General features: G+C 66.5%; 23 protein-coding genes and 1 pseudogene. 15 read left to right on the plus strand and 9 right to left on the minus strand.

Annotated features, from left to right (window positions below):
* Positions 1 to 54: 54 nt before the first annotated feature.
* Positions 55 to 756 (minus strand): hypothetical protein, encoded by a 702-nt coding sequence (locus ACFEMD_RS11770; RefSeq protein ID WP_394741191.1) that lies wholly within the window; start codon positions 754 to 756, stop codon positions 55 to 57.
* Between the two features lie 59 nt (positions 757 to 815).
* Here ACFEMD_RS11770 and ACFEMD_RS11775 point away from each other — a divergent pair, with 59 nt between their 5' ends.
* The 3 genes from ACFEMD_RS11775 (at position 816) to ACFEMD_RS11785 (ending at position 4330) form a co-directional block, all read left to right on the plus strand.
* Positions 816 to 2228 carry an RNA-guided endonuclease TnpB family protein gene (locus ACFEMD_RS11775; protein WP_394741192.1) on the plus strand — a complete coding sequence of 471 codons (1413 nt, stop codon included), beginning with the start codon at positions 816 to 818 and terminating at the stop codon, positions 2226 to 2228.
* A gap of 377 nt (positions 2229 to 2605) precedes the next feature.
* Positions 2606 to 4000 (plus strand): HD domain-containing protein, encoded by a 1395-nt coding sequence (locus ACFEMD_RS11780; RefSeq protein ID WP_394741193.1) that lies wholly within the window; start codon positions 2606 to 2608, stop codon positions 3998 to 4000.
* An 87-nt stretch (positions 4001 to 4087) separates the two neighbouring features.
* On the plus strand, positions 4088 to 4330 hold the full coding sequence (locus ACFEMD_RS11785) for a hypothetical protein (protein ID WP_394741194.1): 243 nt from the start codon (positions 4088 to 4090) through the stop codon (positions 4328 to 4330).
* A 6-nt stretch (positions 4331 to 4336) separates the two neighbouring features.
* Here the strand turns inward: ACFEMD_RS11785 and ACFEMD_RS11790 are convergent, their stop codons facing one another.
* From ACFEMD_RS11790 to ACFEMD_RS11800, 3 genes are all read right to left on the minus strand, one after another.
* Positions 4337 to 4609 carry a hypothetical protein gene (locus ACFEMD_RS11790; RefSeq protein ID WP_394741195.1) on the minus strand — a complete coding sequence of 91 codons (273 nt, stop codon included), beginning with the start codon at positions 4607 to 4609 and terminating at the stop codon, positions 4337 to 4339.
* 42 nt (positions 4610 to 4651) lie between these two features.
* Positions 4652 to 6025 carry a 7,8-didemethyl-8-hydroxy-5-deazariboflavin synthase subunit CofH gene (cofH, locus tag ACFEMD_RS11795; RefSeq protein WP_394741196.1) on the minus strand — a complete coding sequence of 458 codons (1374 nt, stop codon included), beginning with the start codon at positions 6023 to 6025 and terminating at the stop codon, positions 4652 to 4654.
* Between the two features lie 122 nt (positions 6026 to 6147).
* Positions 6148 to 6945: an alpha/beta fold hydrolase gene (locus tag ACFEMD_RS11800; protein ID WP_394741197.1), complete on the minus strand. Its 798-nt coding sequence runs from the start codon at positions 6943 to 6945 to the stop codon at positions 6148 to 6150.
* Between the two features lie 158 nt (positions 6946 to 7103).
* On the opposite strand from ACFEMD_RS11800, the gene ACFEMD_RS11805 reads away from it, so the two are divergent.
* The gene (locus ACFEMD_RS11805; RefSeq protein ID WP_394741198.1) at positions 7104 to 8123 is read left to right on the plus strand and encodes a phosphoribosylaminoimidazolesuccinocarboxamide synthase; all 1020 of its coding nucleotides are present in this window, start codon (positions 7104 to 7106) and stop codon (positions 8121 to 8123) included.
* Between the two features lie 323 nt (positions 8124 to 8446).
* Positions 8447 to 8758, plus strand: a complete 312-nt coding sequence (locus ACFEMD_RS11810; protein WP_394741199.1) for a hypothetical protein — start codon at positions 8447 to 8449, stop codon at positions 8756 to 8758.
* A 352-nt stretch (positions 8759 to 9110) separates the two neighbouring features.
* Here ACFEMD_RS11810 and ACFEMD_RS11815 read toward each other — a convergent pair whose 3' ends face one another.
* Both ACFEMD_RS11815 and ACFEMD_RS11820 read right to left on the minus strand, forming a co-directional pair.
* On the minus strand, positions 9111 to 9317 hold the full coding sequence (locus ACFEMD_RS11815) for a hypothetical protein (protein ID WP_394741200.1): 207 nt from the start codon (positions 9315 to 9317) through the stop codon (positions 9111 to 9113).
* Between the two features lie 122 nt (positions 9318 to 9439).
* Positions 9440 to 10513, minus strand: coding sequence for a PAS domain-containing sensor histidine kinase (locus ACFEMD_RS11820; RefSeq protein ID WP_394741201.1), 1074 nt, complete (start codon positions 10511 to 10513; stop codon positions 9440 to 9442).
* Between the two features lie 141 nt (positions 10514 to 10654).
* On the opposite strand from ACFEMD_RS11820, the gene ACFEMD_RS11825 reads away from it, so the two are divergent.
* Positions 10655 to 10897 (plus strand): hypothetical protein, encoded by a 243-nt coding sequence (locus ACFEMD_RS11825; protein WP_394741202.1) that lies wholly within the window; start codon positions 10655 to 10657, stop codon positions 10895 to 10897.
* A 61-nt stretch (positions 10898 to 10958) separates the two neighbouring features.
* Here the strand turns inward: ACFEMD_RS11825 and ACFEMD_RS11830 are convergent, their stop codons facing one another.
* The gene (locus ACFEMD_RS11830) at positions 10959 to 12281 is read right to left on the minus strand and encodes an acetamidase/formamidase family protein (RefSeq protein ID WP_394741203.1); all 1323 of its coding nucleotides are present in this window, start codon (positions 12279 to 12281) and stop codon (positions 10959 to 10961) included.
* 235 nt (positions 12282 to 12516) lie between these two features.
* On the opposite strand from ACFEMD_RS11830, the gene ACFEMD_RS11835 reads away from it, so the two are divergent.
* Together ACFEMD_RS11835 and ACFEMD_RS11840 are read left to right on the plus strand one after the other, a co-directional pair.
* Complete coding sequence (locus ACFEMD_RS11835; protein WP_394741204.1) at positions 12517 to 12924, plus strand: DUF2267 domain-containing protein; 408 nt, start codon at positions 12517 to 12519, stop codon at positions 12922 to 12924.
* Positions 12925 to 12995: 71 nt separating this feature from the next.
* Positions 12996 to 13166, plus strand: coding sequence for a DUF7576 family protein (locus tag ACFEMD_RS11840; RefSeq protein WP_394741205.1), 171 nt, complete (start codon positions 12996 to 12998; stop codon positions 13164 to 13166).
* Here ACFEMD_RS11840 and ACFEMD_RS11845 read toward each other — a convergent pair.
* On the minus strand, positions 13163 to 14176 hold the full coding sequence (locus ACFEMD_RS11845; protein WP_394741206.1) for a formyltetrahydrofolate deformylase: 1014 nt from the start codon (positions 14174 to 14176) through the stop codon (positions 13163 to 13165). The two genes, ACFEMD_RS11840 and ACFEMD_RS11845, sit on opposite strands and share 4 nt — an antisense overlap.
* 179 nt (positions 14177 to 14355) lie before the next feature.
* On the opposite strand from ACFEMD_RS11845, the gene ACFEMD_RS22065 reads away from it, so the two are divergent.
* The 6 genes and pseudogenes from ACFEMD_RS22065 (at position 14356) to ACFEMD_RS11875 (ending at position 20773) form a co-directional block, all read left to right on the plus strand.
* On the plus strand, positions 14356 to 14721 hold the full coding sequence (locus ACFEMD_RS22065; protein WP_449560122.1) for an NAD(P)-binding domain-containing protein: 366 nt from the start codon (positions 14356 to 14358) through the stop codon (positions 14719 to 14721).
* Positions 14606 to 15538, plus strand: a pseudogene (locus ACFEMD_RS11855) (NAD(P)-binding domain-containing protein); the annotation flags it as partial. The gene ACFEMD_RS22065 and the pseudogene ACFEMD_RS11855, both read left to right, overlap by 116 nt.
* A gap of 357 nt (positions 15539 to 15895) precedes the next feature.
* Positions 15896 to 16348 carry a universal stress protein gene (locus ACFEMD_RS11860; protein ID WP_394741207.1) on the plus strand — a complete coding sequence of 151 codons (453 nt, stop codon included), beginning with the start codon at positions 15896 to 15898 and terminating at the stop codon, positions 16346 to 16348.
* A gap of 216 nt (positions 16349 to 16564) precedes the next feature.
* Positions 16565 to 16816, plus strand: coding sequence for a phosphoribosylformylglycinamidine synthase subunit PurS (purS, locus tag ACFEMD_RS11865; protein WP_005554115.1), 252 nt, complete (start codon positions 16565 to 16567; stop codon positions 16814 to 16816).
* A gap of 59 nt (positions 16817 to 16875) precedes the next feature.
* Entirely contained in the window at positions 16876 to 17568 is a 693-nt protein-coding gene (purQ, locus tag ACFEMD_RS11870; protein WP_394741208.1) for a phosphoribosylformylglycinamidine synthase I, read from the plus strand.
* 118 nt (positions 17569 to 17686) lie between these two features.
* The gene (locus tag ACFEMD_RS11875; protein WP_394741209.1) at positions 17687 to 20773 is read left to right on the plus strand and encodes a PAS domain S-box protein; all 3087 of its coding nucleotides are present in this window, start codon (positions 17687 to 17689) and stop codon (positions 20771 to 20773) included.
* Between the two features lie 10 nt (positions 20774 to 20783).
* On the opposite strand, the gene ACFEMD_RS11880 is transcribed toward ACFEMD_RS11875, so the two are convergent.
* On the minus strand, positions 20784 to 21884 hold the full coding sequence (locus tag ACFEMD_RS11880; RefSeq protein ID WP_394741210.1) for an archaeosine biosynthesis radical SAM protein RaSEA: 1101 nt from the start codon (positions 21882 to 21884) through the stop codon (positions 20784 to 20786).
* Positions 21885 to 21977: 93 nt separating this feature from the next.
* On the opposite strand from ACFEMD_RS11880, the gene ACFEMD_RS11885 reads away from it, so the two are divergent.
* Positions 21978 to 23843: a rhomboid family intramembrane serine protease gene (locus tag ACFEMD_RS11885; protein WP_394741211.1), complete on the plus strand. Its 1866-nt coding sequence runs from the start codon at positions 21978 to 21980 to the stop codon at positions 23841 to 23843.
* The last annotated feature ends 168 nt before the right edge of the window (positions 23844 to 24011 follow it).

Consider the following 24011-nt stretch of genomic DNA (forward strand, 5'->3'; position numbering starts at 1 on the left):
CGAGCGACACTCGCAGCTGTCGGAGAAAATACCGCGCGGAATCGAAGGCCGGTTCTAGGGATCGAGCAGGCCCGCGACCGCACACAGCAGGTTGCCAACGAGGTTGCCCTCGCCGGCGACGGCCGTCAGATCGAGGTCGATCGTCTCGGTCTCGAGTTCGAGCCCGAGCAGATCGAGGAAGATCGGCTCGATTTCCAGATCGAGAACCGGACACTCGCCGGCTTCCTCGGGACTGAGAAGCTCGAGGACCCCGTCGAGGAGTCCCCCGAGGTCGAGCCCATCGAACGTCTCGTTTACCTGTTCGGTCGGGTTGCTCGAGAGCGTTCCTCGCAGTCGTCCGCTCGCGAGGAGGTGTTCATCGCCATCGACCTCGGCGATCTCGAGGTCCTCGAGGATCAGCTCGCCGTCGAACGTCGCGTCGTCTCCGGCGCTGAACCCATTCGGGATGTTTTCGGCGTCGTCGCCTTCGTCGACGAACTCCTCGCCCCTCTCGTCGAGGTCGAAGGTCAGTCGCGGAACGTTTCCGTTGCCCTGTCCGGGGTTTCCGTTGCCCTGGCCAGGGTTTCCGCCTCCGCCCGGATTCGCGCTCGCCGAGCCGCTCGCACCGGCGATACCGGCGCCAGCGAGCCCCGTTGCGGCGAGCGTTTTCAGTACTGTGCGTCTGTCGTCGTCGGGAGTCTGTTCGTTACAGGGAAGACAGGAGAAACCCCACGACTGAAGTCGTGGGATGAATCCGTCACTGCTGACACGAGCCACGCTCCCATACCCGGCTGCAATCCCAATGTTTACACTTCAATGAGTCAAACACGCGACACGTGAGTGACCGACCGCGACGCACGAACGAGTATACTGCCAAACCCACCAGCGACCGGTATAACCAGTGCTTGTTCGAGTGGTTGGCCACCCACGCCCCACTGTGGAACCAGATCAACTACCGACGCCTTGACGGATACTTCGACGACGACGGCGACGTCTGGGACGCGGAATACACAGACCTCTACGACAAGTACGCACCCGTCCTCGGCAAAGCCACCTGCCAACAAGTCGCCCGAAAAAACAGCGAAGCCTGGCGCTCGTTCTTCCGCCTGCTCGACAAATACTACTCCGACAACCCCTCAGTCACCGAGAAACCCAGCCCGCCCGGGTTCAAAGGCAATCGCGACGACGGCTACGAGCTATACGGCCTCGTCCGCAACGACCTGTACGAGTTCGACTGGGACGAAAACCAGAGTACCCTCGAGTTCGGCGTCGGCGACGCACTCGAAGAGAAATACGACTTCGACCATAACGAACGCATCACGCTGGAAGTCCGCGGCAACCCTCAATGGGGCGGTGACGACGCGCGGTTGGAACTCGTCTACGACGAGGCGGCCGACACGCTTCGTGTCAAGCATCCGGTTCGCATACGGCCAGACCATTTGCAAGAACAGCGGCTGGATGCCTTCGCTCATACACTCGATCCAGAGAACACGATGCACGCGGCCGCCATCGACGTCGGCGCAAATAACACCCTCGCCATCGTCACCACCACTGGGGAAACCACAGTGTACCACGCACGCCCCGAATTTGAACGGTTCCACGTATTGTCCGAGTTGATCGCCGAGTTGCAGTCACAACTGCCCGCCGACCAGTATACGAGCCCGCGCATTCAACGCGTGTACGATGAGCGCGGCGAGAATCGTGACCATAGCCGTGACGCCGCGGTGAAACACGCGGCGGACTGGCTGCTCGAACGCAACGTTGGAACTGTGTACGTCGGCGATCTAACCGACGTGTTGGAGACGCACTGGTCGGCTGTAGTGAACGAGAAGACGCACGATTTCTGGTCTCATGGGCAACTGGTCGACCGGGTAGAACTCACGCTCGGCGATGTCGGCATCACCGTCGAGCAGGTGAGCGAAGCAGGGTCGAGCAGCGAATGCCCGGTGTGTGGGAGCGACGACGTAGTGCGGGACGGTGACGAGTTGCATTGCCGTGACTGCGAGTTGGACGCGCACAGTGATGTTTCGGGGGCGTGGAATCTGCTGCAAGCGAGAGAAGGGCCGATGGCTCGGCCCGCCGCCCTGTCTGCTGGACGCGGCAGGGACGGATCCGACAACTCTTCAGAGTGTGATGGAACGTACTGGGAGTGGAATGGACACGACTGGAAACCCGCCCGGTTTGGGGAACAGTCGAGCCCGGTCGACCAACCCAGCGTCGGCGAACCCGCAAGTTCACAGCCGGGGTAATCAGCTGGCCGGATTGCCTACGGAGGAATCCCACGACTTCAGTCGTGGGAGGAGGTCAATCATGGAAGTCACGCGCTGTGACAGCGCGTCCATACCGCACTCCATAGCTTCAATAAACACTTGCCTTGCTGGAATTATACTTAGAACGCGAACATATGGTTCCTAGAGGGGAACAATCGCCCAATAGGGGCCGAGATGTCGGATCGGTTTCCAGAAACGAGGGTGAACCAACCCAAATACAGGTTCGTTCACCGATACAATTATGCGGTCGAGCAACCGGTCGCGGTGCCTCGGGAGGCGTCCGCCGCTCGAGGTCGACCGCGCGGCGAGGGGAACCGAAAGCGTAAGACCGCGGCGGGCGCGTTCTCTCACAACCGATGGTCACCCAGATCAAGGACCCGGTACACGGCTACATCGAGCTGCCGGAGCCGCTGGTCGAGCGCGTCGTCGACCGGTCGGCGTTCCAGCGGCTCCGGTACGTCCGCCAGCTCTCGGCGACGAACCTCGTGTATCCGGGCGCGAACCACACGCGCTTCGAGCACAGTCTGGGGGTCTACCACCTCGGTCGGACGGTGTTCGAGAACCTGCGCGAGGAGCCGTACTTCGTGCGCGACACGCCCGATCGCGTGCTCGACGAGATCCAGCGGACCCTCGAGTGTGCCTGCTTGCTCCACGATATCGGCCACCCGCCGTTTTCCCACATCTGCGAGCCATTTCTGGATACGGGCGAAATCCGCGAGCGCCTCGCCGACCGCGGACTGCGCGCGGCGTTTCGCGACGCCGACGTCGACGAGGCGCCGCTCCGGACGGCGAACAACCACGAGCTGCTCGGCTGTCTGATCATCCTCCGGGAGTTCCAGGAGGACCTGGAGGCGATGGGGGTCGAACCGTTCGAGGTCTGTGCGTACGTGCTGGGCTACAGCCTCGTCTACGAGCGCGGTGGCCCCTGGCAGCACGGACTCGGCGCCCAGCTGCTCCACTCGCCAATCGACGTCGACCGACTGGACTACATCACGCGGGACAACCAGATGACGGGTGCAGACGTGTTGAGCTTCGACACCGATCGGATGGTCGATTCCTACACGGCCCACCCCGAGGAGGGGCTCGCGCTCTCGGAGAAGGCCCTGTCGACGCTCGGCAACTACCTCGAGGGCCGGATCGCGCTGTACATGTGGGTCACCCAGCACCACAAGTCGGTGTACGCGAACATTCTTCTGCGGGAGCTCGTCGAGGAGCTCGCCGCCGTGACGGGCGAACCGCCGGTGACGCTCGAGGGAATTCTCGAGGGATACGTCGACGACAACACGGTGATGGAGCGACTTCGGGTCGCCGCCCGTGACAACCCCGAGACGACGCTCGCGGCGCTCCACGAGCGCTTTCGGCGGCGACGGTTCCCGAAGACCTGCTGGAAACACCGCATCGCCTACGCCGACCGTATCGACGCCGATCTCGACGCGTTCGGCCAGTGGCTCGTCTCGAACGACGATCGGCTGGAGGCGGCGCTCGCCGAGCGGTTCGACCTGCCCGTCCACGAGGTCTGGATCGAGCGCTCGTACGTTCCGGAGTACGAGCCCGCGGAGCTAAAGGAGATCCCGATCGCCTACGGCGGGACGACCCGCTCGGCGGGCGACTGGGGGCTGTACGGCGAGCGGGCGTTCGACGCGCCGATCCCGTTCGTCTACGTTCCCGACGGGCACAAGACGAACGCCACGGGGTGGCTCGTCGATCGGTTCTACGCGGAACACGGTGGTCGACGCGAGAGCGGGAGCTGATCCCCCCGAGACGCCAACAGGCCTGTTTTCCGGACGTACCAGTGAAGCGGCAACGACGTATATTCTCGCTCGAGCCGTAGGGATCGTATGCACAGTGATACCATTGCGTTCGGCGTTCCGGTTGCCGGGCTCGTCCTGGGTGCAGCGATCCTCGTCGGCAGTCTCTTCCTCGGCGGGCTGTCGATCGTCTCGGTCGGCGGCGGCGCCATCGGCCTGCTTGCTATCGCTGCACTCGCGCTCGCGGTCGCCCGCTCGGCGGGCGAGGAGCCGGCCGTCGAACTCACCGAACGCGAGGACGACGGTCCGGGACTCGCCCGCGGCGCGAAGTGAGCGGAGTCAGACGATCCGGTACCGATCCTTGTCCGCTCGCTCGAGCGTCGCCCCCTCGCGCAGGCTCACGACGCGCCCGGTCGGGGTCGGCTCGATTACGGCGTCCGCCTCTACGGTCTCGAGCGTTCCCAGCAACTGCGCCTTCGGCGGTCCCTGGGTCGCCCCGCAGTCGTAGATCGTGAGCAGACCGCGCTCGCTTTCCTCGCGCTCGTAGACGACGAGATGGGCGTGGTTCGGCAACCGCCAGCTGCGGTCGCCGATCTCGAGGAGGTGGTTCATAGGCGCCGGTACGCCCAGCGCCGGCAAAAAGCTGCGTCGGGGTCAGTCGTCGGCCGGAACCGTCCGCTCGTCGCGCTCGAGCAGCGGCGTCCCGTCGGCCTTCGGGCCGAGTTCGGGGCCGAACGGCGGATTCCCGGAGTCGACAACGCGCCGCTTCTCGTAGTCGGTCGACCGTTCGACCGGAACGCGGCCGATCGACTCGATTAGCTTGACGTAGTCCGAAAAGGAGCGGAACTCGCCGTACTCGCCGCCGGCGCGCTTGGTGATCTCCTCGGAGAGGATCGTCCCCATGAAGTCGTCGGCGCCACAGGAGAGCATCTTCAGCCCCTGCTGATCGCCGTACTTGACCCACGAGGACTGGATGTGATCGATATTGTTGAGGAACAGCCGCGAGACGGCGATCAGCAGCTCGTCCTCGTCGTCGCTCGGCCCGCTCGAGACGACGTCGTGTTCGAACAGCGGCGTGTTCTGATGGACGAACGAAAGGGGGACGAACTCCGTGATTGCGCCGTCGACGCGCTCCTGGAGCTCCCGTACTCGTTTCAGGTGCATCGCGCGGTGGGCCTCGTTCTCGACGTGGCCGTACATGATCGTCGCCGTCAGCCCGAGCCCGACGTCCGCGGCGGCCTCCATCGCCTCGAGCCACCCCTCGGTGCCGATCTTGCCGGGACAGATCACGTCGCGGACCTCGTCGACGAGGATCTCGGCGGCCGTTCCCGGAACGGTGTCCAGCCCCGCCGCCTGTAGCCGCCGGTAGACCTCCTCGTAGGACCAGTCGGTCCCCCGGCGGGCGTGGTAGGCCTCCTCGGGGGTCATCGAGTGGACGTGGACGCCGTCGACGCTCATCGCCTCGAGCTGCTCGGCGTAGGTCCCGGGATCGGTTTCGTAGGCCTCGGGCGGTTTGAAGTTGACTTCCTTCGGAGTCGGATGCTCGCGGAGGATCTCGAGGTGCTCGTCGTCGAGCGCGAACGCGGGGTGGAGACCGGAGACCGAGGTAACCTCGTAGATGCCCCGGTCGACCGCGTCGGCGACGATCTGGCGGGATTCGGACGGCGTTTTCGTAAAGCCCGCCGTTTCGGCCTCGTACTCGCTCTCGAAGGTGTGGGCGGCGTCCTTGAAGTTACAGAACAGACAGCCCACGTTGCAGGCGGTGGTGACGTTGTTGTTCAGGTTCGCGACGAAGGTGACCTCCTCGCCGACGACATCGGCCCGGCGTCGGTCGGCCGCCTCGAGCACGCGCTCCTTGCGTCGGCGGTCGATCCCCTCGCCGTCCGTTCCCGTTGTCAGCAGCTCGATCGCATCGTCGACGCTCAGGCGGTCGCCGTCGCGGGCCTTCGCGAGCGCGTTCTCGAAGGACTGGTCGGTGTCGGGAACGTGATCGAACTCGAGATCTGCCTCGGTCACCGGTCGCTCCATCGGCGTATCAATACCAGTACAGCGAGAAAAGGGTGGTGGATCGGTCGTTCAGTTCGTCGAGCGACGGTCGCTTCGAGGGATGCGAGCGGTCGGATTCGTTTCGTTCGCGTACTGGGACCGACTCACGAGCCGTCGGAGTCGTCGCCGGCGGTACCGGCGAGGATCAACCGCGCGGTCTCGTCGGGGGCATCCCAGTGCGGGTAGTGCCCGCACTCCTCGAACCAGTACAGCTGCGCGTTCGGAAACCGGTTCAGCGCTCGCTTCGCCTGCCGGGGAAGGGTAACCCGATCCGTCCGTCCCCACCCGATCACGATCGATCCCGTCGCCGAGTCCGTTCCGGACTGCCCGGCTCCGAAGGCCAACCGATACAACAGCTCGTCGAAGGCGGACGAGTCGGCGAAGGTTCGCATCTCCTCGCGGGTGACGTCCGCGGGCAGCTCCCAGGGACGTGCCGAGAGCTGTGCCAGGAGCAGCGTCCGACCCACCGCACTGGCCGTGAGCCGCCCCATAACCGGCTGTAGCAGGCGAACGAGACGGATCGACGGTGCGAGGGTCGCGTAAAAGAAGTATCGCTCCCATCCCGTCCAGAACCCGCCCGGAGCGAGCGCGACGGTCGAACCGACCGTTCCCCTGCGCGCGAGCTCGAGGACGAGTCGTCCGCCCATCGAGTTTCCGACGACGTCGACTCCCTCGAGATCACGAGCCTCCAGAAACGAGGTGACGGCCGTAGCGAGGGTGTCGATGGAGACCTCGCCCGACGGCGACGGCGTCTCGCCGTGCCCGGGGAGATCGACCGCGATCACGTCCCGCTCGGCGGCCAGCGCGTCGAGTACCGGCGTCCACGTTCGCCAGCTGCCGCCCAGTCCGTGAACGAGGAGCAGCGGCTCGCCGCTGCCGCGTCGTCTGTAGTTGAGTTCCATACGATTCGGAGGGACGCCGGCCGGGTATATGTTAGCAATTAACGGATATCCGGGTCCACGGTAGACACCGTCCGCGCCGATACTGAAACCTTCTTACCGTCCGGCCTCCGCATCTGACACATGAACCGCGGCCGCCCGGCTGCCCAGAGGTGTCTCGGATGACGAGCGTCAAGGAGTTCCACATCGAGGCGGAGGCCACCCCCGACAGCCTCGGTGAGGGCTCGTTCGTCTTCACCGACGACTACTCCGTGTTCGACTGGGGGAAGATGCCCGATCAGATCCCCGACAAGGGCGCGAGCCTCTGTACGATGGGCGCGTTCAACTTCGAGCTGCTCGAGGAGGCCGGCGTGCCGACCCACTACCGCGGTGTCGTCGAGAACGGCGAGGTGTGCTCGCTCGAGGAGGCCTCGCGCCCGCCCTGGCAGATGGCGATCGATCTGACCCAGACGCCGACGCTGCCCAACGAGGGCCTGGAGTACGACTACGACAGCTACCACGAGGCCGCGGGCGAGAACTTCCTGATCCCCCTCGAGATCGTCTTCCGAAACCGCGTCCCGATCGGCTCGAGCCTGCGCCGGCGAACCGACCCCGAAGATCACGGGCTCGAACTCGAGGAGTGGCCCGACGAACCCGTCGACCTCCCGGAGCCGGTCGTCGAGTTCACGACGAAGTACGAGGAGAGCGACCGCCAGCTCGACCGCGCGGAGGCCGACAAGATCGCCGGAAAAGCCGATCTCGACGAGCTCGAGTCGCTCGCGCTCGAGGTCAACCGAGTCATCACCGAGCAGGCCGCCGAGACCGAGCTGGTCCATCAGGACGGCAAGATCGAGTGTCTCTACTACAAGGGCGACGTCGGGGTCGCGGACGTCGTCGGCACGTTCGACGAGAACCGGTTCAGCTACGGGGCGACCCAGCTCTCGAAGGAGGTGCTGCGCCAGTACCACAAGCGAACCCAGCCCGAGTGGGTCCAGGCCGTCGAGGCCGCGAAGGCACAGGCCAAACAGGAGGATATCGCCGACTGGCGGTCCCTCTGTGACGTCGAGCCGAAACCACTCGACGACCGTGTGCTCGAGACGGCCCGAAACATGTACTGTGCCGGCACCAACACCTACACCGGACTGGACGTCTTCGACGCCCCGCCGCTCTCGAGTGCGATCGGCTCCGTTCAGGGGCTGTAGCTCGGGCGCTCTCTCGAATCGAGTTCGGGGCTGGAGTCGGGAATTCAACGCTGGAGACGAACGTTCTCGATCCCCCTCCCCCCAGCGTGTCCAGTGTCTTCGGTCGGCCTCCGTTCGCTTCGCGTACGGCGGCTGTCCTGCCTCTGACGACTCCGCCGCTGCTCGCCTTTTGACTCTGTTGATAGAAGCCAGCGACGTCGCAGTCGAGCGAGGGACCGAACGGATCACGGGGGAATACGTCGACGACGCTCGAGCGAAGTCGTATCGCCGACGGCGTTGCGGGGCTCACCCAGCAAGGCCAGCTCGTCCTGTACGCGCTCGTGATGCTTCACGAGGAGGGTCAGACGCCGACTCGAGCGCGCGACATCCAGGATCGGTACGAGATCGTCTGCGATCGGGCTGCGGCGGACTCGCTCGTTCCGCGTCGGATGCGGGATCACCTGAACGAACTCGCGATGTTGGGTATCGCGAGCCGAACGGAACGGAACGAGGGCGAGGTCGGCGGACGGTACTACGAGTATGCGCTCGATACGAATCCGGATCTGTTGCTCGAGGCGCTCGACGAGACAGTGGACGTAGTGGGGGTAACCGAAGCGATCCAGCGACGGCTCGACCGCAGCGCCCGATCGCACTGAGACACTGGACACGATGGGGTGGGGGACTCCTCCTTCCAAACGAATTCGAGACCGATCGCCGTTGTCTGACCGCGATGGGACACTGGACGCGATGGGGTGCAGGAGCGAACGCCGATCGTGACGGCTCGAGACTCGAACGGGACACTGGACGCGGTGGGGTGGGGTTCCGGAGACAGCGGACGGCGTCCCCTCTCGGCGACGTCTCGTTTCACGCGCCGCGTCCGGAGTCGGCCGGGGCGTTCGGAACGGGCGCGCTCGAGACGGTCCGGAACGAGCGTCGAACCCTCCGCGTCGTCACCGAGCCGGGCGCTCGACGTACCGCCGCTCGAGTGCGACCGGCCTCGCGAGCGGACTACGGGTCGGCAGCGTCGGTCGGCTCTTCCGGCTCCGGGACGACGTCCGACGAGTGTTCGACTACTCGGAACTCCGTCGATCCACAGCGACAGCCGTCTTTCGTTCCGATCGGTTTGATCGTTCCGTCCGCCCACACTTCGGCGGCGTAAGCGGATTCGCAGGAGGTGCAGACGGCCATCCTTCGTTCACTCTCCCCGTCGGGCATACGATGCCGTACGATTCGTCCAATAATATACGTTGTGTGAGGAACCGGGTGAAAAACGAAATTGGGCGTTTTCCGCGCGGGAGACGTCGTCTGCGACGAACTCCGCGGGCGATCGAAGCGCCTCAGGCGGCAGGCAGCGTCACGAAGAACGTCGACCCCTCTCCGGGCTCGGAGTCGACCTCGATGCTCCCGCCGTGGCGCTCGGCGATCCGTTCACACAGCGCGAGTCCGATCCCTGTCCCCTCGTACTCCTCGCGGCTGTGGAGTCGATCGAAGACGTCGAAGATCCGGTCCTGATCTCCGGGAGCGATCCCGATCCCGTCGTCGCTGACCGCGACGATCCACTCGCCGTCGCTTTCCTCGGCCTCGACGTGGACCCGTGGGGAGTCCTCTCCCGAGTACGTGATCGCGTTCTCGAGCAGGTTCTGGAACAGTCGCCGGAGCTGGCTTCGGTCGCCCTCGACCGTCGGTAGCGACTCGATCGTCAGCTCGCCGCCATCGTCGTCGATCGCCATCTGCAGGTCCGTGCTGACCTCCTCGAGAACGGTCTCGAGATCGACGGGTTCGAACGGGTCCCCGCGGGTCTCGACGCGGGAGTACTCGAGCAGCCCCTCGATCATGTCACGCATTCGTTCGGCGCCGTCGACGGCGAACTCGATGAACTCCCGGCCGTCCTCGTCGAGCTCGTCCTCGTAGCGACGCTCGATCAGTCCGAGGTAGCTCGTGATCATTCGCAGGGGTTCCTGGAGGTCGTGGGAAACGGCGTAAGCGAACTGTTGAAGGCGTTCGTTGGACTCCTCGACCCGCCGTTCGTTCAGCTTGCGCTCGGTGATGTTCCAGTGGGTGACGATCGCGTACAGCTCGCCCTCGTAGCGCGTCGGTTCGACGACCAGCTGGAACCACCGCTGGGAGTCCGGCGAGTGGCAGGGGTACTCGAGGGTAAACGTCTCCCGTTCGCCCTCGAGGACGGCCCGAACGCCCTCGACTGCCTGCTCGGCGTACGGGCTGTCGCTGTCCTCGCAGACCTCGACGTAGTTGACGCCGACGCCGTCTGCCGGCGGCTGGAGCTCGTTCTCCTCGGCGAAGGACTTCCAGGCCTCGTTCGTCCCCAGAATCGCGCCCTCATCGTCCAGTACTGCGATGTTCGGCGCGAGCGTATCGAGGACGTGTGACCCCAGCCCCTCGGGTATCTCCATACGAACAGGTCCGGCTGCTGCTGTAAATGCCGTTCGGTCGTCCCGTTGACCCACCCGACGGAGCGGGACGGCGGTTCCACGAAGTTGACCACGAAAAAGTAACACTCATGTGAGCCGATACGAAAGGAACGGCCGAAAGCGATGAGTCCCGTCACTCCCGGTGAAATCCTCGCGGGTGTTACGTCCGGTATCCACGCGGGTATCGTCCCGTTCAGCGTCACGACGGTCGCTCTCTCGATGCTGGCGGTGTTTATGTTTGCGATGCTGTTGCTGGCCGTTGCACCGCTGGTTTCGGAGGACCGAAGCGCACGGCTCGGCACGGCCTCGAGCGACGACCGTGCGACCGACGAACGCGCGACCATCGAACCGAACGAAGCCGATTGAGACGCGCTGGACGGAATCGACCGTTCTCCCGCTGCGGAGCCGAGCGTTACGTCGGCCGAAGTCAGGCCTCTCGTTCGCCTTCGCTGTACTGTTCTCGAACGAGGTGTTCGATCCCCCGGTCCTCGAGGACGTCCATCGGCGCGAGCATGTCGAGCTGGACCACGCCCGGCAGCCGACCGATCTGGACGCCGCCGGTGAACGTACACCGCGAGCGCACCTCGCCCTCGCTCATCTCGAGCAGCTTGCCGGCTCGATCGAAGGCGTTCTCCGTCGCGTCGTTGATCGTCGCGCCCGTTCCGACGATCTGGATCGGCCCCATCTCGTCGAGCAGGTCGACGTCGTGTTCGTCGGCGAGCGCGCGTCCGGCCTCGAGTTCGTCGTCGCTGTACGGCTTGCTGATAAACGGCAGGTCCTCCTCGTTGGGCAGGAGTAGCGGCCCGTCGATCTCGAGGCCTTTGATTACCTCGACGTCCATCCGCACCCTGCCGCTGACGTCGGTCGTGTGCAGGGAGAGCTCGCCGTCGCCCTGGTTGGCGTGGAGGTCCCCGACGTAGACGCCCGCGCCGTCGACCTTGACGGGACAGATCAGCGTCGCGCCCGCACGGACCTCGGGGATGTCCATGTGGCCGTCGGTGCGGGCCTCGAGTTCGGCCTCGCTCTCGAGTCCCCAGTCGTGGTCGGTCTCGAGGAGGAACTGGCCGAAGTCGCCCGCGTTGTGGGAGTCCGGCAGCTCCACGGACGGCGTGGTGCCGACGTTGCCGATGAAGGGCCGCAGCCGACCGAGCGTGCCCGGCATCTCCGAGGGTGCGTACAGCAGGATCGGGTGCTGGCGGGAGTTTTCTGGGATGTCCATCAGCTCCGTGGCGTCCTCGGCGAGGTCGTGTGCGGCGTCCTCGTCGACCGTGATCCCTACCGTGTGATCCTCGTCGAAGACGACGGTGTAGCCGTACTCGAAGCCGAACGAGGAGGCGTTGGCGCCGCACTCCGCACAGCGGATCGCCTCCTCGCCGGTGCCCTCGACGATCGACTCGGGCCACTCCGTCCCGCAGTCGGGACAGCGGTGGTCGACGAACGGGTCGTCGCCGAACGCCTCCGTTCGCTCGCGCATCGAGCCCGTGCTCGTCGCGAGGCTCGTTACCTCGACGTCGCGGATCGTCAGCGCGACGGCGTCGCCGACCTCGGCGTTCTCGACGCGGATCGGCCGGGTGACCTCGTGTCCGCCCCGGAACTCGGGGGTGATCATCGGGCCCCAGCAGCCCGGCGGGGTGTAGGTCTCGATCGTCCCGCCGTCGGCCACCGTTCCCGCCCACTCCTGGTCGGGGCCGACGAGTCCGAGCGTGTACTGATCGACCGACAGCTCCTGTTGGACCTCTCGCTGTGCCATTGTGCGTGAGAGTATCACCCGGATCGTGATAAACGATTCAGTAACACGGACGTCAGCCGACTCCGGTCGACTGAGGTCGTTACGACCGACCGAGGACGGACGCGGCGACTCGAGCCACCTCGTTCGCGGCGCTTCGACGAGTCGAGGGTCGGCCCGGAAGTGGCGATACCACCCCCGTCCGCCCCTTGCATTTGAGGGCAGAACCCCGACACGGTTCAGCGTTCAACGGCCATTCATGCAGGAAAACGAGTTCTACAAGCTCGTACAGGAAGCGAGCCACCTCGAGACGATCGACCGCGCACAGGTCGCGAGCGAGGCCGTCCTCGAGACGCTGGGCGAGACCCTGACGGGCGGCGAGGCCGAGGACGTCGCCGCCCAGCTTCCCTCGGAGCTGGCGTCGATCGTCGAGGACGCCGACCACGACGGCGCCGGCTACGATCGCGAGGCGTTCGTCGATCGCGTCGGCGACCACCTCCAGGGGACCGAGGTCGAAGGCGACGACGCCGAGCAGTTCGCCGACGGGGTCACCGACGCGATTGCGGCCACGCTCACGCAGGGTGAACTCCAGGACCTGAAGTCCCAGCTCGACGGCGATCTCCACCCGCTGTTCGAGGGCGTGGCGGTCGACCCCGAAGACGTCTGAGTCCTCGTATCGGCCGGACGATACCGCCGCAACAGGATCGTTCAAGTAGCTGCATCCTATTTTGAGGATCGATGACTGGTTCGAGCGACGAAGACGCGCCGGCGTGTCAGGCCTGCGAGGATCCGGTAACGGAAAACGGCGAGCGTCGGGTCGTGAGCATCGTCGAGAACGGCGAGGCCGTCCACTACGAGTTCTGTAGCGTCGACTGTCGCGAGTCCTGGGACGGACTGGGGTCGCGCTAGCTCGCCGGCGGTTCCGGCTCTGTCTCCCGTTCCGTGTCGTCTTCGTCGTTCTCTCCTGATGCTTTCGCGTCGTCGACGCTGCCGACGAGCCCGTCGACCGGTCGATCCGGGGTGAATTCGTCCATCTCGTCGGGCAGCCCCAGCTGGTAGTCGCGCTCGCTCTCGCGGACGCTCGTCCGGCCGCGGTGGACCGAGACGTCACCGTTCAGGTGGAGCCGCACCGCCTCGAGCAAGGCGTCGGCCTCGAGGGGCTGGCCCCGCCGCTTGAGCTCCGCGAGGTCGGCGTCATCGGGGACGTCGAACGCGCGCTGGGTGATGATCGGTCCCTGATCGAGATCCGTGGTGACGTAGTGGGCGGTGACGCCCGCGACCCGGACGCCCTCCTCGAGGGCCTGGCGGTAGGCCTCGGCGCCGGGGAAGGCCGGCAGCAGCGAGGGGTGGACGTTGATGATCCGGTCCTCGTAGCGGAAGACGACGTTCGGGCTGAGGATGCGCATGTACCGCGCGAGGACGATCAGGTCGGCGTCGTACTCCGCCAACAGCTCGAGCAGCCGTTCCTCGTTTTGTTGGCCGCTCTCGGTACCGATGTCGTGGAAGGGGACGTCGTAGCGCTCGGCGAGGGGCTCGAGGTCGTCGTGGTTCCCGATGACGACTCCGATGTCGGCGCCGAGTTCGTCGTTCGCCCAGGCCTCGAACAGCGCCTCGAGACAGTGGCTCTCGCTGGTTCCCAGCACGGCGATCCGCTGGGTCTCGCGGTCGGCGGGAAACCGGACCTGGACGTCGAGCCCGAGGTCCTCGCCGAGCTCGCGAAGGTCGTTTCGTAGCGTTGCCTCGGTACAGACCATCTCAGCGGTGTCGACGTCGAGGTTCATCCGGAAGACCCCGTCCCGAACCGCCTGGTCTATGTCCTCGATGTTCGCTCCGCGCTCGAACAGGAGGCTGGTCACGCGGGCGACCAGTCCGGTGTCGTCGTCTCCGACGACGGTGATCTCTGTCAGGTCGGTCGTCATCGCGGCCACCTCCGCTCGAGCGGTCGTCGAGTCATCAGTACCGGTTCCAGTTACCGGTCGGCTAAAAGCTCCGCGGATCGCCGCTCCACGGGCCGAGTTTAATACTCGAGACCGCTCAGACGGCATAGATTAGTAATCTAGCAGATGAAATTATTAGCGTGGGACGATCACCGGTCGGTATGAACGACTCACTCGAGGTCGCGATCGTCGGCGCCGGGCCGGCCGGAATCGGGACCGCCGTCGCGCTCGAGCGCCTCGACGTCGACTACGGCGTCCTCGAACGCGACCGCATCGGCGCCTCCTTCCGGAACTGGCCCGACGAGATGCGACTGCTGACGCCGTCGTTTCCGGCCAACGCCTTCGGCGTTCGGGGTCTGAACGCCGACGACGATCGACACCTCGCCCGCGCTGTCGCTGGACTGCGAACACCCCACGAGCGAGCAGTACGCCGAGTACCTCGAGGCGGTCGCCGAGTTCCACGAACTCCCCGTCGAGACGGGCGTCGACGTCGAGTCGGTCGTCCCTCGGCGGGGCGGAGAAACTGAGGGGTTCGTCCTCGAGACCGACGACGGCCCGATCCGAACTCGGACCTGCGTGCTGGCGATCGGACGCGGCGGACGGTACCGAACTCCCGATTGGGCGAACGGCGTCGACGGGATCACCCACGTCCGGGACGGGTTCGACCCCGACCGTCGGGCCGAGGAGACGGTCGTCGTCGGAGGTGGGGTTACCGCGGCCCAGCTGGCGACCTGCCTCGCCGACCGGGAACCCGTGACGCTGCTCTCCAGACGCGACCTCGAGGAGGCGGCCATCGAGGCCGACCCTCGCTGGATCAACTGGTCGCACGTCGAGCGACGCCTCCACCGTCACCCGCCCGGTTCGCGGAACCGTCTCGAGGTCGTCCGGGAGGCGCGAAACGACGCCACCGTTCCGCCGACACTGCTCGATCGGCTCGAGTCGGCGGCAGCCGACGGGGATCTGCGAACCCGGATCGGCGAGGTCGAGTCGGCCCGCGCGGTCGACGGCAGCGTGCGACTGCTGCTCGAGGACGGCGGCTGCTGTTCGGCCGAACGCGCCGTCCTTGCGACCGGCTTCGACCCGGTGTTCGACCACCCGTTCGTCGACCGGGTCGCCGAGGAGCTGGAGCTCGAGCGCGGCTACCGAGGGATGCCGATGCTCGAGGACGAGACGCTGGCGTGGCGCCGTCCCGACGGCACCCGATCCCCGGTGTTCGTCACCGGCGCGCTGGCTGCCGGGACCGTCGGCCCGTTCGCGGGGAACGTCGCCGGCGCACGGCGGGCGGCCGATCGGCTGGTCGAACCGATCTCGAGTCACGGAAAACCGATGAAGCCGGCCAACTGACTTGTGTGACCGCGAGACCGGGGTCGTAATTCTCGAGCGACTGTCCGTACACCGTTTTGTCTCCCGTTCGATGCTGCACACTCTGGAGCTACTGGCGCGAGCACGTGACGAGCTGGGCGGACTGACGGGTTCCGGTCACCGGGGCCGGGCGACCGCCGGATTCCGCCCGTACCGTAGCCGCGGACTCCTGCAGGCAACGGCGCTCGGACGCAATGCCGCCGCACCTCGCCGAAGATGCGACGGCGGGTAACGATCGAATCGGTTTCGCTGTCGGACGGTTGGGGGCGGTGAACGACACCTCCGACCGCCTACGAAAGTTTATACGACCGTAGCCATCTAGTCTCGATTAGGATACGAATGAGCGATAATGTCGTAGTTATGCCCACGGATGGGAGCGAGCACGCCGAGAGTGCGGCAGAAACCGGATTCGGGATCGCCGAGAAGACGGGGGCGGCCGTTCACGCCCTCTCGGTCGGGGACAAAAGCCTCACGCACATCTCCTCGGTCGGCGGTCCGCCTCCGAAAACGACGGAGGACGTCGCCGAGATAGCGGCCGAGTGGGCCGACGAACTCGCCGACGATGCGAAGGCCTACGGACTCGAGGCCGAAGCGGTTGTCCGAACCGGGACCCCCGCCCGGGAGATCGCCGACTACGCCGACGAGGTCGACGCCGAGATGATCGTGATGGGAACGGCAGGTCGCGGCGGTTTCGAGCGAATGGTCGTCGGCAGCGTCACGGACAAAGTCGTTCGAACTGCACCGGTCCCCGTCGTTACCGTCCGACCCGACGGAACGGTCGACGCTGCCTGAGTGTCGAACGGGAACGGATTCGACCCGCATCGGGCCCTCGTCCGTACACTTGTCTCCGGGTCGCGACGCCGCGAGACGCCGGAATCGAGCGCCGTCGATCGCTGACTCGCGTCGCGGAGCCGGACGGCGCTCGACCCGACTCCCTCAGTATCCACAAACGTGGATTTCGAACCGAACCCGAAAGCGTTTTTGAGCACGGTTACGGGGTATCAGATAATGACGGCCTACACCGCGACGGTGACGGTTCGACTCAAACGCGGCGTCCTCGACCCCGAGGCCGAGACCACGAAACAGGCCCTCGAGCGGCTGGGCTTCGAACTCGAGGCGCTGCGCTCGGCCGACCGCTTCGAGATCGACCTCGAGGCCGACTCCGCCGACGGCGCCCGCGAGCGCGCCGACGAGATGGCCGAACGACTGCTCGCGAACCCGACCATCCACGACTACGACGTGGAGGTCGACGAGCGGTAGATGACGGTATCGATCACGACGATCGAGACCGTCGGTCGCAACACCGCGGGGTGGCGACTGTGACGGTATCGATCGTCCGATTCGGCGGCTCGAACTGCGACCGCGACGCCGAGCGAGCCCTCGAGCACCTCGGTATCGACGCCGAGATCGTCTGGCACGAGGACGGCCTGCCAGCCGAGACGTCGGGGATCGTTCTGCCGGGCGGGTTCTCCTACGGCGACTACCTGCGCGCCGGCGCGATGGCCGCGCGCTCGCCGATCATGGCCGAGGTCCGCGAGGCGGCTGCCGACGGCGTTCCGGTGCTGGGAATCTGCAACGGCGCCCAGGTAGGCTGCGAGTCCGGACTGACCGAGGGCGCGTTTACCACCAACGAGAGCGCCCGGTTCCAGTGCGAGCCCGTCCACCTCCGGGTCGAGCGCGCCGACACGCCCTGGACGGCCGCCTACGAGGAAGGCGACGTGATCGAGGTACCGATCGCCCACGGCGAGGGACGCTACGAGATCGGCGACGACCGACTGGCGGCGCTCGAGGCCGACGATCGCATCCTCTTTCGGTACTGCGACGCTGACGGCGCGGTCGACGGCGACGCGAACCCCAACGGATCGAAGGCGGCGGTCGCCGGCCTGCTCGGCGAGCGCGAGACGGTCGCGGTGTTGATGCCCCATCCCGAGCGCGCCACGCTGCCGGACGTCGGCCCGACCGACGGACAGGGGATCCTTCGCGGGTTCGAGTCGGTAGCCGGCGATCTCTAAGCGCGGCCGACATATTTATTCCGTTACCTGTGTGATTTCAGCACAGTTAGTCGAACGTGTCGGCCGGTCCGTCCGGAGCGGGCGGGCGGACGATTCCGACTATCGCCGAGAACGGGCTATGGATACGGCAACGCGCGTCGTCTGTGTCGGGTCGGACGTTCCGCCGAACGTCGACGGCGTCTTCGACGAGGTCGTCGAGACGCTCGCGGACTGCCTGGCGGAACTCGAGAGCGCCGACTGCGTCGTGGCGACCGATACCGTCCCCGACGCGAGCTGTGCCGAACTCTGCTCGCAGGTCCGGGGCCGCCGACCCGACCTTCCGCTGGTGGTCTTTCCGTCGAGCGGCAGCGAGGAGCTAGCTGGCGAGGTAATCGCGGCCGGCGCCGACGGTTACGTGCCCCAGTCCCAGGGCCTCGAGACGCTTCGCTCGCGCCTCGCGGCGTTGCTTTCCGATTCCGATTCGCGGTCGGACGGACACTCGAGCCGGTTCGAGCTGCTCGTCGAACAGTCCCCGCTCGCGATCATCGAGTGGAACCGGTCGTTCGAGGCGATCAGCTGGAACCCCGCCGCGACGAAGCTGTTCGGCTACGATCGAACGGAGGCGCTCGGCACGTCGGCGTTCGAGCTGGTCGTCGGCGAACACGATCGGGCCGACGTCGCGACCCAGTGGGAGTTCCTCGTCGGGGCCGACCTCGAGGAGTCGTCCCGAACCGTCACCCGAAACGTTCGCAAGGACGGCACCGAGGTCACCTGCGAGTGGGTCAACGCGCCGCTGATCGAGGACGGCGAGGTCGTTCGCGTGCTCTCCTTTGCCCGCGACATCACCGACGATCTCGAGCGGGCGAACGCCCTCGAGGCGCTCCAGGAGACGACGCGCCGGCTCGTGGGTGCGTCCTCGTCCGAGACGATCGCCGAGATCGTCATGGACGCGACCGGAAGCGTCCTCGATCGGTCGCTGGCCGGTGTCTGGTTCGCCGACGAGGACGACGACCCCCTCGAACTCGCGACGACGGCCTCGCGGCTGGCCGACGCCAGCGTCGATCGAACCCCGATCGGTCCCGGAGACGGCTTCCTCCGGGAGGTCTACGAGCGAGGGGAACCGATGGTAGTCGAGGACGCCTCGACCGAACGGCTTCCGTACTACCTCGAGTTCCCCCTCGGGAACGCGATCGTCTACCCGCTGGGCGAGCACGGCGTGCTGTCTGTCTGTTCGGTCGCGGGACGCGAACTCGAGGCCATCGACATGAACCTAATTCGGGTGCTCGCCGCGACCGCCGAGGCCGCCCTCGACCGGACGGCGCGTCAGCGGGAACTCGAGCGCGCGAAGACGATCGTCGATGCCGTCGGCGACGGCGTGTACGCGACCGACCGGGAGGGACGGTTCGTCACCGTCAATGACATGCTCGCGTCGATAACCGGCTACAATCGGGAGACGCTCGTCGGCGACCACTTCTCGACGGTGCTGACCGCCGAGAGCGCCGATCGAGTCCGAAACCAAGTCGACGCCCTCGAGCCCGGAACCGAAGATGCCGCGACCTACGAGCTGACCGTGCTGACCGAGTCGGGGGAACGAATCCCCTGTGAGTCCACCACGCGGCTGCTGTGTTCGGGCGGCGACATCGAGGGCTCGGTCGGGGTCGTCCGCGACGTCAGCGACCGCAAACGAATGGAGCGTGAACTTCGGGAGCGCCGGGCGAAGATCGAGAACCTGCACGAGGTTGCCTCCCGACTGGACGACTGTCGTCGTCCCGAGGAGATCTACGAGCTGATCGTCGAGACGGCAGAGGACGTCCTCGAGTTCGACGTCTGCGTCGTCGACCGGGCGGTCGGCGACTCGCTCGTGAAGGTCGCCCTCTCCTCACACCTCGACGACGCGGATTACGTCGATCGGATACCGATCGATACCGGGATCGCGGGGAAGACCTACCGAGACGGCCGAACGTACCGAATCGACGACGTCGAGCGCCGCGAGGAGGCGGCGGCGGACGCCGGCGCCTACGCGTCTGTGTTGAGCGCCCCGATCGGCGACCACGGCGTCTTCCAGGCGGCCTCGCGGACGCCGAGCGCGTTCGACAGCCACGATGAGGAGTTGGTGGAGTTGCTGCTCTGCCACGTTACCGACAGGCTGGATCAGCTCGAGTCGGAGTCGGTGCTCAGGGCCGAACGCGATCGGTTCGCGGCGCTGTTCGAGAACGTTCCGGACGCCGTCGCGAGCGTCCGACACCGAGGCGGCGAGCCGATTGTCGAGGCGGTCAACCCCGCGTTCGAGCGGACGTTCGGCTACGACGAGGCGGAGCTGGTCGGCGAGTCGCTCGACGCACGCATCGTCCCGTTCGAGGACCGCGACGCGGCGGAGGCGATCAACCGGTGCAGCGACGACGGGTCGGTCGTCGAGGCCGAGGTGAGACGCCGAACCGCGGACGGCTTCCGCGAGTTCATGCTGCGGCTCGTCCCGATCGAGCTCGGCGAGACCGAGAGCCGATCGTTCGCGCTCTACACCGACGTCACCGAGCAGAAGCGACGACGAAAGCGCCTCGAGATCTTGAACCGAGTGCTGCGACACGACCTGCGAAACGGGATGAACGTGATCGACGGCTGTGCCGACCTGCTCGCGGATCGGGTCGACGGGGAGGCCGCGGCATGCGTTGAGACGATCCGCGAGCGGGCGAACGAACTCACCTCGCTGGCCGAGAAGTCGAGAACCGTCGAACGGACGCTCAACCGGGACGGCGCCGACACCCGGCCGATCGACGTCGCCGCGCTCGCCGAACGAGCGACGACACGACTCGAGAACGACGATCCGAGCGTCGAAATCGAGCGCTCGATACCGGATCGGGCCCCGGTTTCCGGAGGGGAGTACCTGGAGACGGCGTTCGAACAGCTCCTCGAGAACGCGGTCGAACACCACGACGGCGATCCCTCGATCGAGGTCACGGTTCGCGATCGGCCGGCGGAGGACCTGGTCACGCTGTCGGTCGCCGACGATGGCCCCGGTATTCCACCCGGGGAGCGGGAACTGCTCCGGGAGGAACAGGAAATCACCCAGCTCCGACACACGAACGGTCTCGGGCTCTGGCTGGTCAACTGGACCGTCTCGCAGTCGGGGGGTCGCCTGTCCATCGCCGACAACGAGCCTCGCGGGACCGTTGTCACGCTCGAACTACCGCGGATCGATCCCGACGCCGTCGGTACGACTCGAGACTGAGTCGATCCGGTTAGCGGGTCAGGGGCTGGTTGAAGCTCCGCTCGCGTTCCATCACGGCCTCCCAGGTCAGTTCGCAGTCACAGGAGACCTGCTCGAACACCGAGGGATCCTGCCGCAGGTCGAAGTCCTTGATCGCCTTCTGGACGAGGTCGTCACACTCCTGGCAGTTGTGCGGACCGCGATCCGAGCCGTGTCCGACGGGATCGGAGACGACGATGGCGTCGACGTCGACCGTTTCGCGAAGGACGTGGGCGACCGACCAGAGCCACGGCGGCCGGTAGCCGTCCTCGAAGTAGAGGTCGTCGACCATCGTGTAGCGCTGGACGTTACAGGGGTTCATCGAGACGGTGTGACAGCCCTCGACGGCGGCACAGCGCTCGACCGAGGAGATCATGTCCGCGACGGCTTCCGACTCCGTAAGGAACGGCGGTTTCATCAGGAGATACGCTTTGATTCCCGCGTCGGCGTCGCTGTCCGCTTCCTCGTCCGCCGTTGCGGCCTCGGCACAGGCATCCTCGAAGTCCGCGAAGTCGAAGTACTTGTTCACGCAGTCGTGGCGCACGCGGTCGGTCGCGGTCTCGAGCCCGATTGCGACGTCGGTATCCACGCCGTGGCGGGTGAAGTCAGCGATCTTCTCGCGGTCGACGAAGTCGGGCAGGGACTCGACGACCATCCGCTCGCGGTCGGCGAAGGTGTCGGCGATCGCCCGTCGACTCTTCGCGCCGACCTCGCGCTCGTCGAGGAACGAGCCGGAGGTGTAGATCTTGATCAGTTCCGCGGGCTCGTCTCCGTTTTCCTCCTCGTGGGCGAGACAGACGTCGATCTGGTCCATCAGCGCCTCGTGGCTCACGCTCCCCCCGTCGACGCTCTCGGCGACGTAGCCACACATCGTACAGCCGCCGGCGCGGGCCCACCGGCAGCCGCCGGTGTTGAGAATGATCGTCAGGCTCCGCTTGATGCCATTGGGAGTGTTGTCCTCGTCGAGCCAGACGCGGGTCGGCTCGTGGGGGTCGTAGCTGGCCTCCTTTCGCGAGCGGATCTCGCGCATGACCTGGTTGTGGGCGTCCATGCCCTTGCCCTGCTCGTAGACGTCGGGCGTGGGGTGACTCATTAGGAGCAGAAAACGGTCGGGTACCTAAAGCGCCTTCGTCTATACGGCGCGGCTCCCGAATCGTTAGGGGCTCCCTCGCACAACGGACGAACGATGCCTCTCGCTCCCGCTCAGATCGCCCTCGTCGCAGCGTTCGTCGCCGCGGTCGGCTTCGCGCTGGCCGTCGGCGACCGCAGACGCTGGCGTTCGCTTCTCGAGTCGCGGTTCGTCTACGGCGTCCCCTGGGGGACGCTGGTCACCGTGAGCCTCGTCGTCGCGTTTTACCTGCTGGTCCAGGGCGGGTTCCGCCACTGGAGCGAGCCGCTCACCTACCCGTTCATCACGTGGTCGTACCTCTACCCGACCGGGTGGCTCACCGCGGGGATCGCCCACGGCTCGCCCGAACATCTTGTCTCGAACGTCGCCGGGACGCTCGCGTTCGCCCCGATCGCGGAGTACGCCTGGAGTCACTACCCCCGGGACGGGCGCGACCGGGAGGCCGATGGTCTCCTCGCTCGCCCCTGGATTCGGGCGGTCGTCGTCTTTCCGGCGGCGTTACTCGGCGTCGCCTACGCGACGGCTTTCTTCTCGCTGGGGCCGGGGCTCGGCTTCTCGGGCGCCGTCTTCGCCATCGCCGGATTCGCCCTCGTTACCCACCCGCTGGCGACCGTCGTCGGCGTGGTCGCAACCAGTGGGGTCCAGCTGGCGTACCAGGCGCTGACCCAGCCCATCGTGCACGAAGCGATCGAGCGCGGGCCGCCGGCACCCCCCGAGTGGGCCGGGATCGGGTTTCAGGCGCACCTGCTCGGCTTCCTCCTCGGGGCGCTCGTCGGGATTGCGCTCCTGCGACGGCGCAGCCGTCGGCCGGCGGCCAGCTGGGTGTTCGGAGCGACGATACTGTTCGGGTTTGCCCAGTCGCTCTGGTTGCTCGTCGGTACCGTCGGCGACGACACGTTCGTGCTCTACCGGGCCCCCGGCGTCGTCCTCGTGCTTCTGCTGGCCGCGGTGCTCTCGATCGCGGTCGCGGGAAGCGATCGTCCGCTCCCGTCGCCGGTGTCGCTCCCGGCGCGAGCCCGGCGACTGCTCGCGCTCGGGTGGCTCGCCGCCCTCTCGCTCGCTCTCCTTGCGGGGGTCGCCTTCATCGTCAGCGAGGGCGCCCCGCTCGCGCTCTCGGTCGGCGCGCTGCTCCTCGCCGTCGGACTCGTCGCACTGCCGGCACTGGTGGCGCTGGCGCCCGACCGGTGGCTCTCGAGTCCGACACCGCGTCGTCGGGCGGCGCTCATCGTCCTGCTGGCCGCGACGGTGCTCGTCGCCGCACCGAGCCTCCCGCTCGGGCTGACCGTCGTCGACGACGGCGCCGTCGACGGCTCGAACGAACTCGAGATCGAGGAGTACTCCCTCACCTACGAGCAGAACGCGACCGTCGAGCAGGGGTCGCCGATCGACCTCGGCGAGGAGTCGATCGAGTCCCAGCAGGACGGCCTGCTTCTGGCCAACGACGAGCGCGAGCTCGCGACCGTCGCGGTCAGGGACGACGTCCTCGCGCACGCCGGCGAGGAGACGGTCAACGTCGGCGGGTTCGGCTGGCGGGAGTCGGTCGACGTCGACCGAACCGGCTGGGAGGTCGTCGGCAGCGAGACGGCCTACGCCGTCGATCTCGAGGTCGGCAACGAGACGACCAGAACGTTCGTCACCGATCCCGTCGAGGCCGAGGCGACCGTCGCCGGTTACGAGGTGTCGGTCGCACCCACCGAAGAAGGGTTTTCGCTCCGGATCGCCGAGGACGGTACCGAGATCGGCGAGACGGCGATCCCGGACGCGAACGAGTCGACGACGGTCGGTGAACTACAGGTTTCGACGGAGCGCGTCGACGACCGCGAGCGGGTCGCCGTCGGGACCGACGACACCGAACTGACGATCGCCGAGCGCGAGACGTACGCCGAGGAAGCGGATCCAGCGGACGAGTTCGCCGAGGAGTGACCGTTCCGTGACGAGTTTGAGCCCGCGATCGGAGCGGCATCTCCCACGTCTCGACGGCCCCCGGGACGAGCGGACGAGCCGGTAGCGAACGCGGCTGCCACGCATCGGGACTTCCAGCCGCTGTCGTCGCGGTAGCCCAGCGTCGGTACGTGAGCCTCGAGTCATTGA

This window comes from Natronococcus roseus, from assembly GCF_043677095.1.
GTDB lineage: Archaea > Halobacteriota > Halobacteria > Halobacteriales > Natrialbaceae > Natronococcus > Natronococcus roseus.

Bases quoted from the DNA above. Each gene is read 5' to 3' on its own strand.
- ACFEMD_RS11830 (WP_394741203.1), bottom strand. From the start codon at position 12,281: ATGGCACAGCGAGAGGTCCAACAGGAGCTGTCGGTCGATCAGTACACG.
- ACFEMD_RS11820 (WP_394741201.1), bottom strand. From the start codon at position 10,513: ATGGAGATACCCGAGGGGCTGGGGTCACACGTCCTCGATACGCTCGCG.
- ACFEMD_RS11810 (WP_394741199.1), top strand. From the start codon at position 8,447: ATGCTTCACGAGGAGGGTCAGACGCCGACTCGAGCGCGCGACATCCAG.
- purS (WP_005554115.1), top strand. From the start codon at position 16,565: ATGACGGCCTACACCGCGACGGTGACGGTTCGACTCAAACGCGGCGTC.
- ACFEMD_RS11860 (WP_394741207.1), top strand. From the start codon at position 15,896: ATGAGCGATAATGTCGTAGTTATGCCCACGGATGGGAGCGAGCACGCC.
- ACFEMD_RS11845 (WP_394741206.1), bottom strand. From the start codon at position 14,176: ATGACGACCGACCTGACAGAGATCACCGTCGTCGGAGACGACGACACC.
- ACFEMD_RS11785 (WP_394741194.1), top strand. From the start codon at position 4,088: ATGCACAGTGATACCATTGCGTTCGGCGTTCCGGTTGCCGGGCTCGTC.
- ACFEMD_RS11835 (WP_394741204.1), top strand. From the start codon at position 12,517: ATGCAGGAAAACGAGTTCTACAAGCTCGTACAGGAAGCGAGCCACCTC.
- ACFEMD_RS11790 (WP_394741195.1), bottom strand. From the start codon at position 4,609: ATGAACCACCTCCTCGAGATCGGCGACCGCAGCTGGCGGTTGCCGAAC.
- ACFEMD_RS11840 (WP_394741205.1), top strand. From the start codon at position 12,996: ATGACTGGTTCGAGCGACGAAGACGCGCCGGCGTGTCAGGCCTGCGAG.
- ACFEMD_RS11780 (WP_394741193.1), top strand. From the start codon at position 2,606: ATGGTCACCCAGATCAAGGACCCGGTACACGGCTACATCGAGCTGCCG.
- ACFEMD_RS11880 (WP_394741210.1), bottom strand. From the start codon at position 21,884: ATGAGTCACCCCACGCCCGACGTCTACGAGCAGGGCAAGGGCATGGAC.
- ACFEMD_RS11875 (WP_394741209.1), top strand. From the start codon at position 17,687: ATGGATACGGCAACGCGCGTCGTCTGTGTCGGGTCGGACGTTCCGCCG.
- ACFEMD_RS11800 (WP_394741197.1), bottom strand. From the start codon at position 6,945: ATGGAACTCAACTACAGACGACGCGGCAGCGGCGAGCCGCTGCTCCTC.
- ACFEMD_RS11805 (WP_394741198.1), top strand. From the start codon at position 7,104: ATGACGAGCGTCAAGGAGTTCCACATCGAGGCGGAGGCCACCCCCGAC.
- ACFEMD_RS11815 (WP_394741200.1), bottom strand. From the start codon at position 9,317: ATGCCCGACGGGGAGAGTGAACGAAGGATGGCCGTCTGCACCTCCTGC.
- ACFEMD_RS11825 (WP_394741202.1), top strand. From the start codon at position 10,655: ATGAGTCCCGTCACTCCCGGTGAAATCCTCGCGGGTGTTACGTCCGGT.
- ACFEMD_RS22065 (WP_449560122.1), top strand. From the start codon at position 14,356: ATGAACGACTCACTCGAGGTCGCGATCGTCGGCGCCGGGCCGGCCGGA.
- ACFEMD_RS11885 (WP_394741211.1), top strand. From the start codon at position 21,978: ATGCCTCTCGCTCCCGCTCAGATCGCCCTCGTCGCAGCGTTCGTCGCC.
- cofH (WP_394741196.1), bottom strand. From the start codon at position 6,025: ATGGAGCGACCGGTGACCGAGGCAGATCTCGAGTTCGATCACGTTCCC.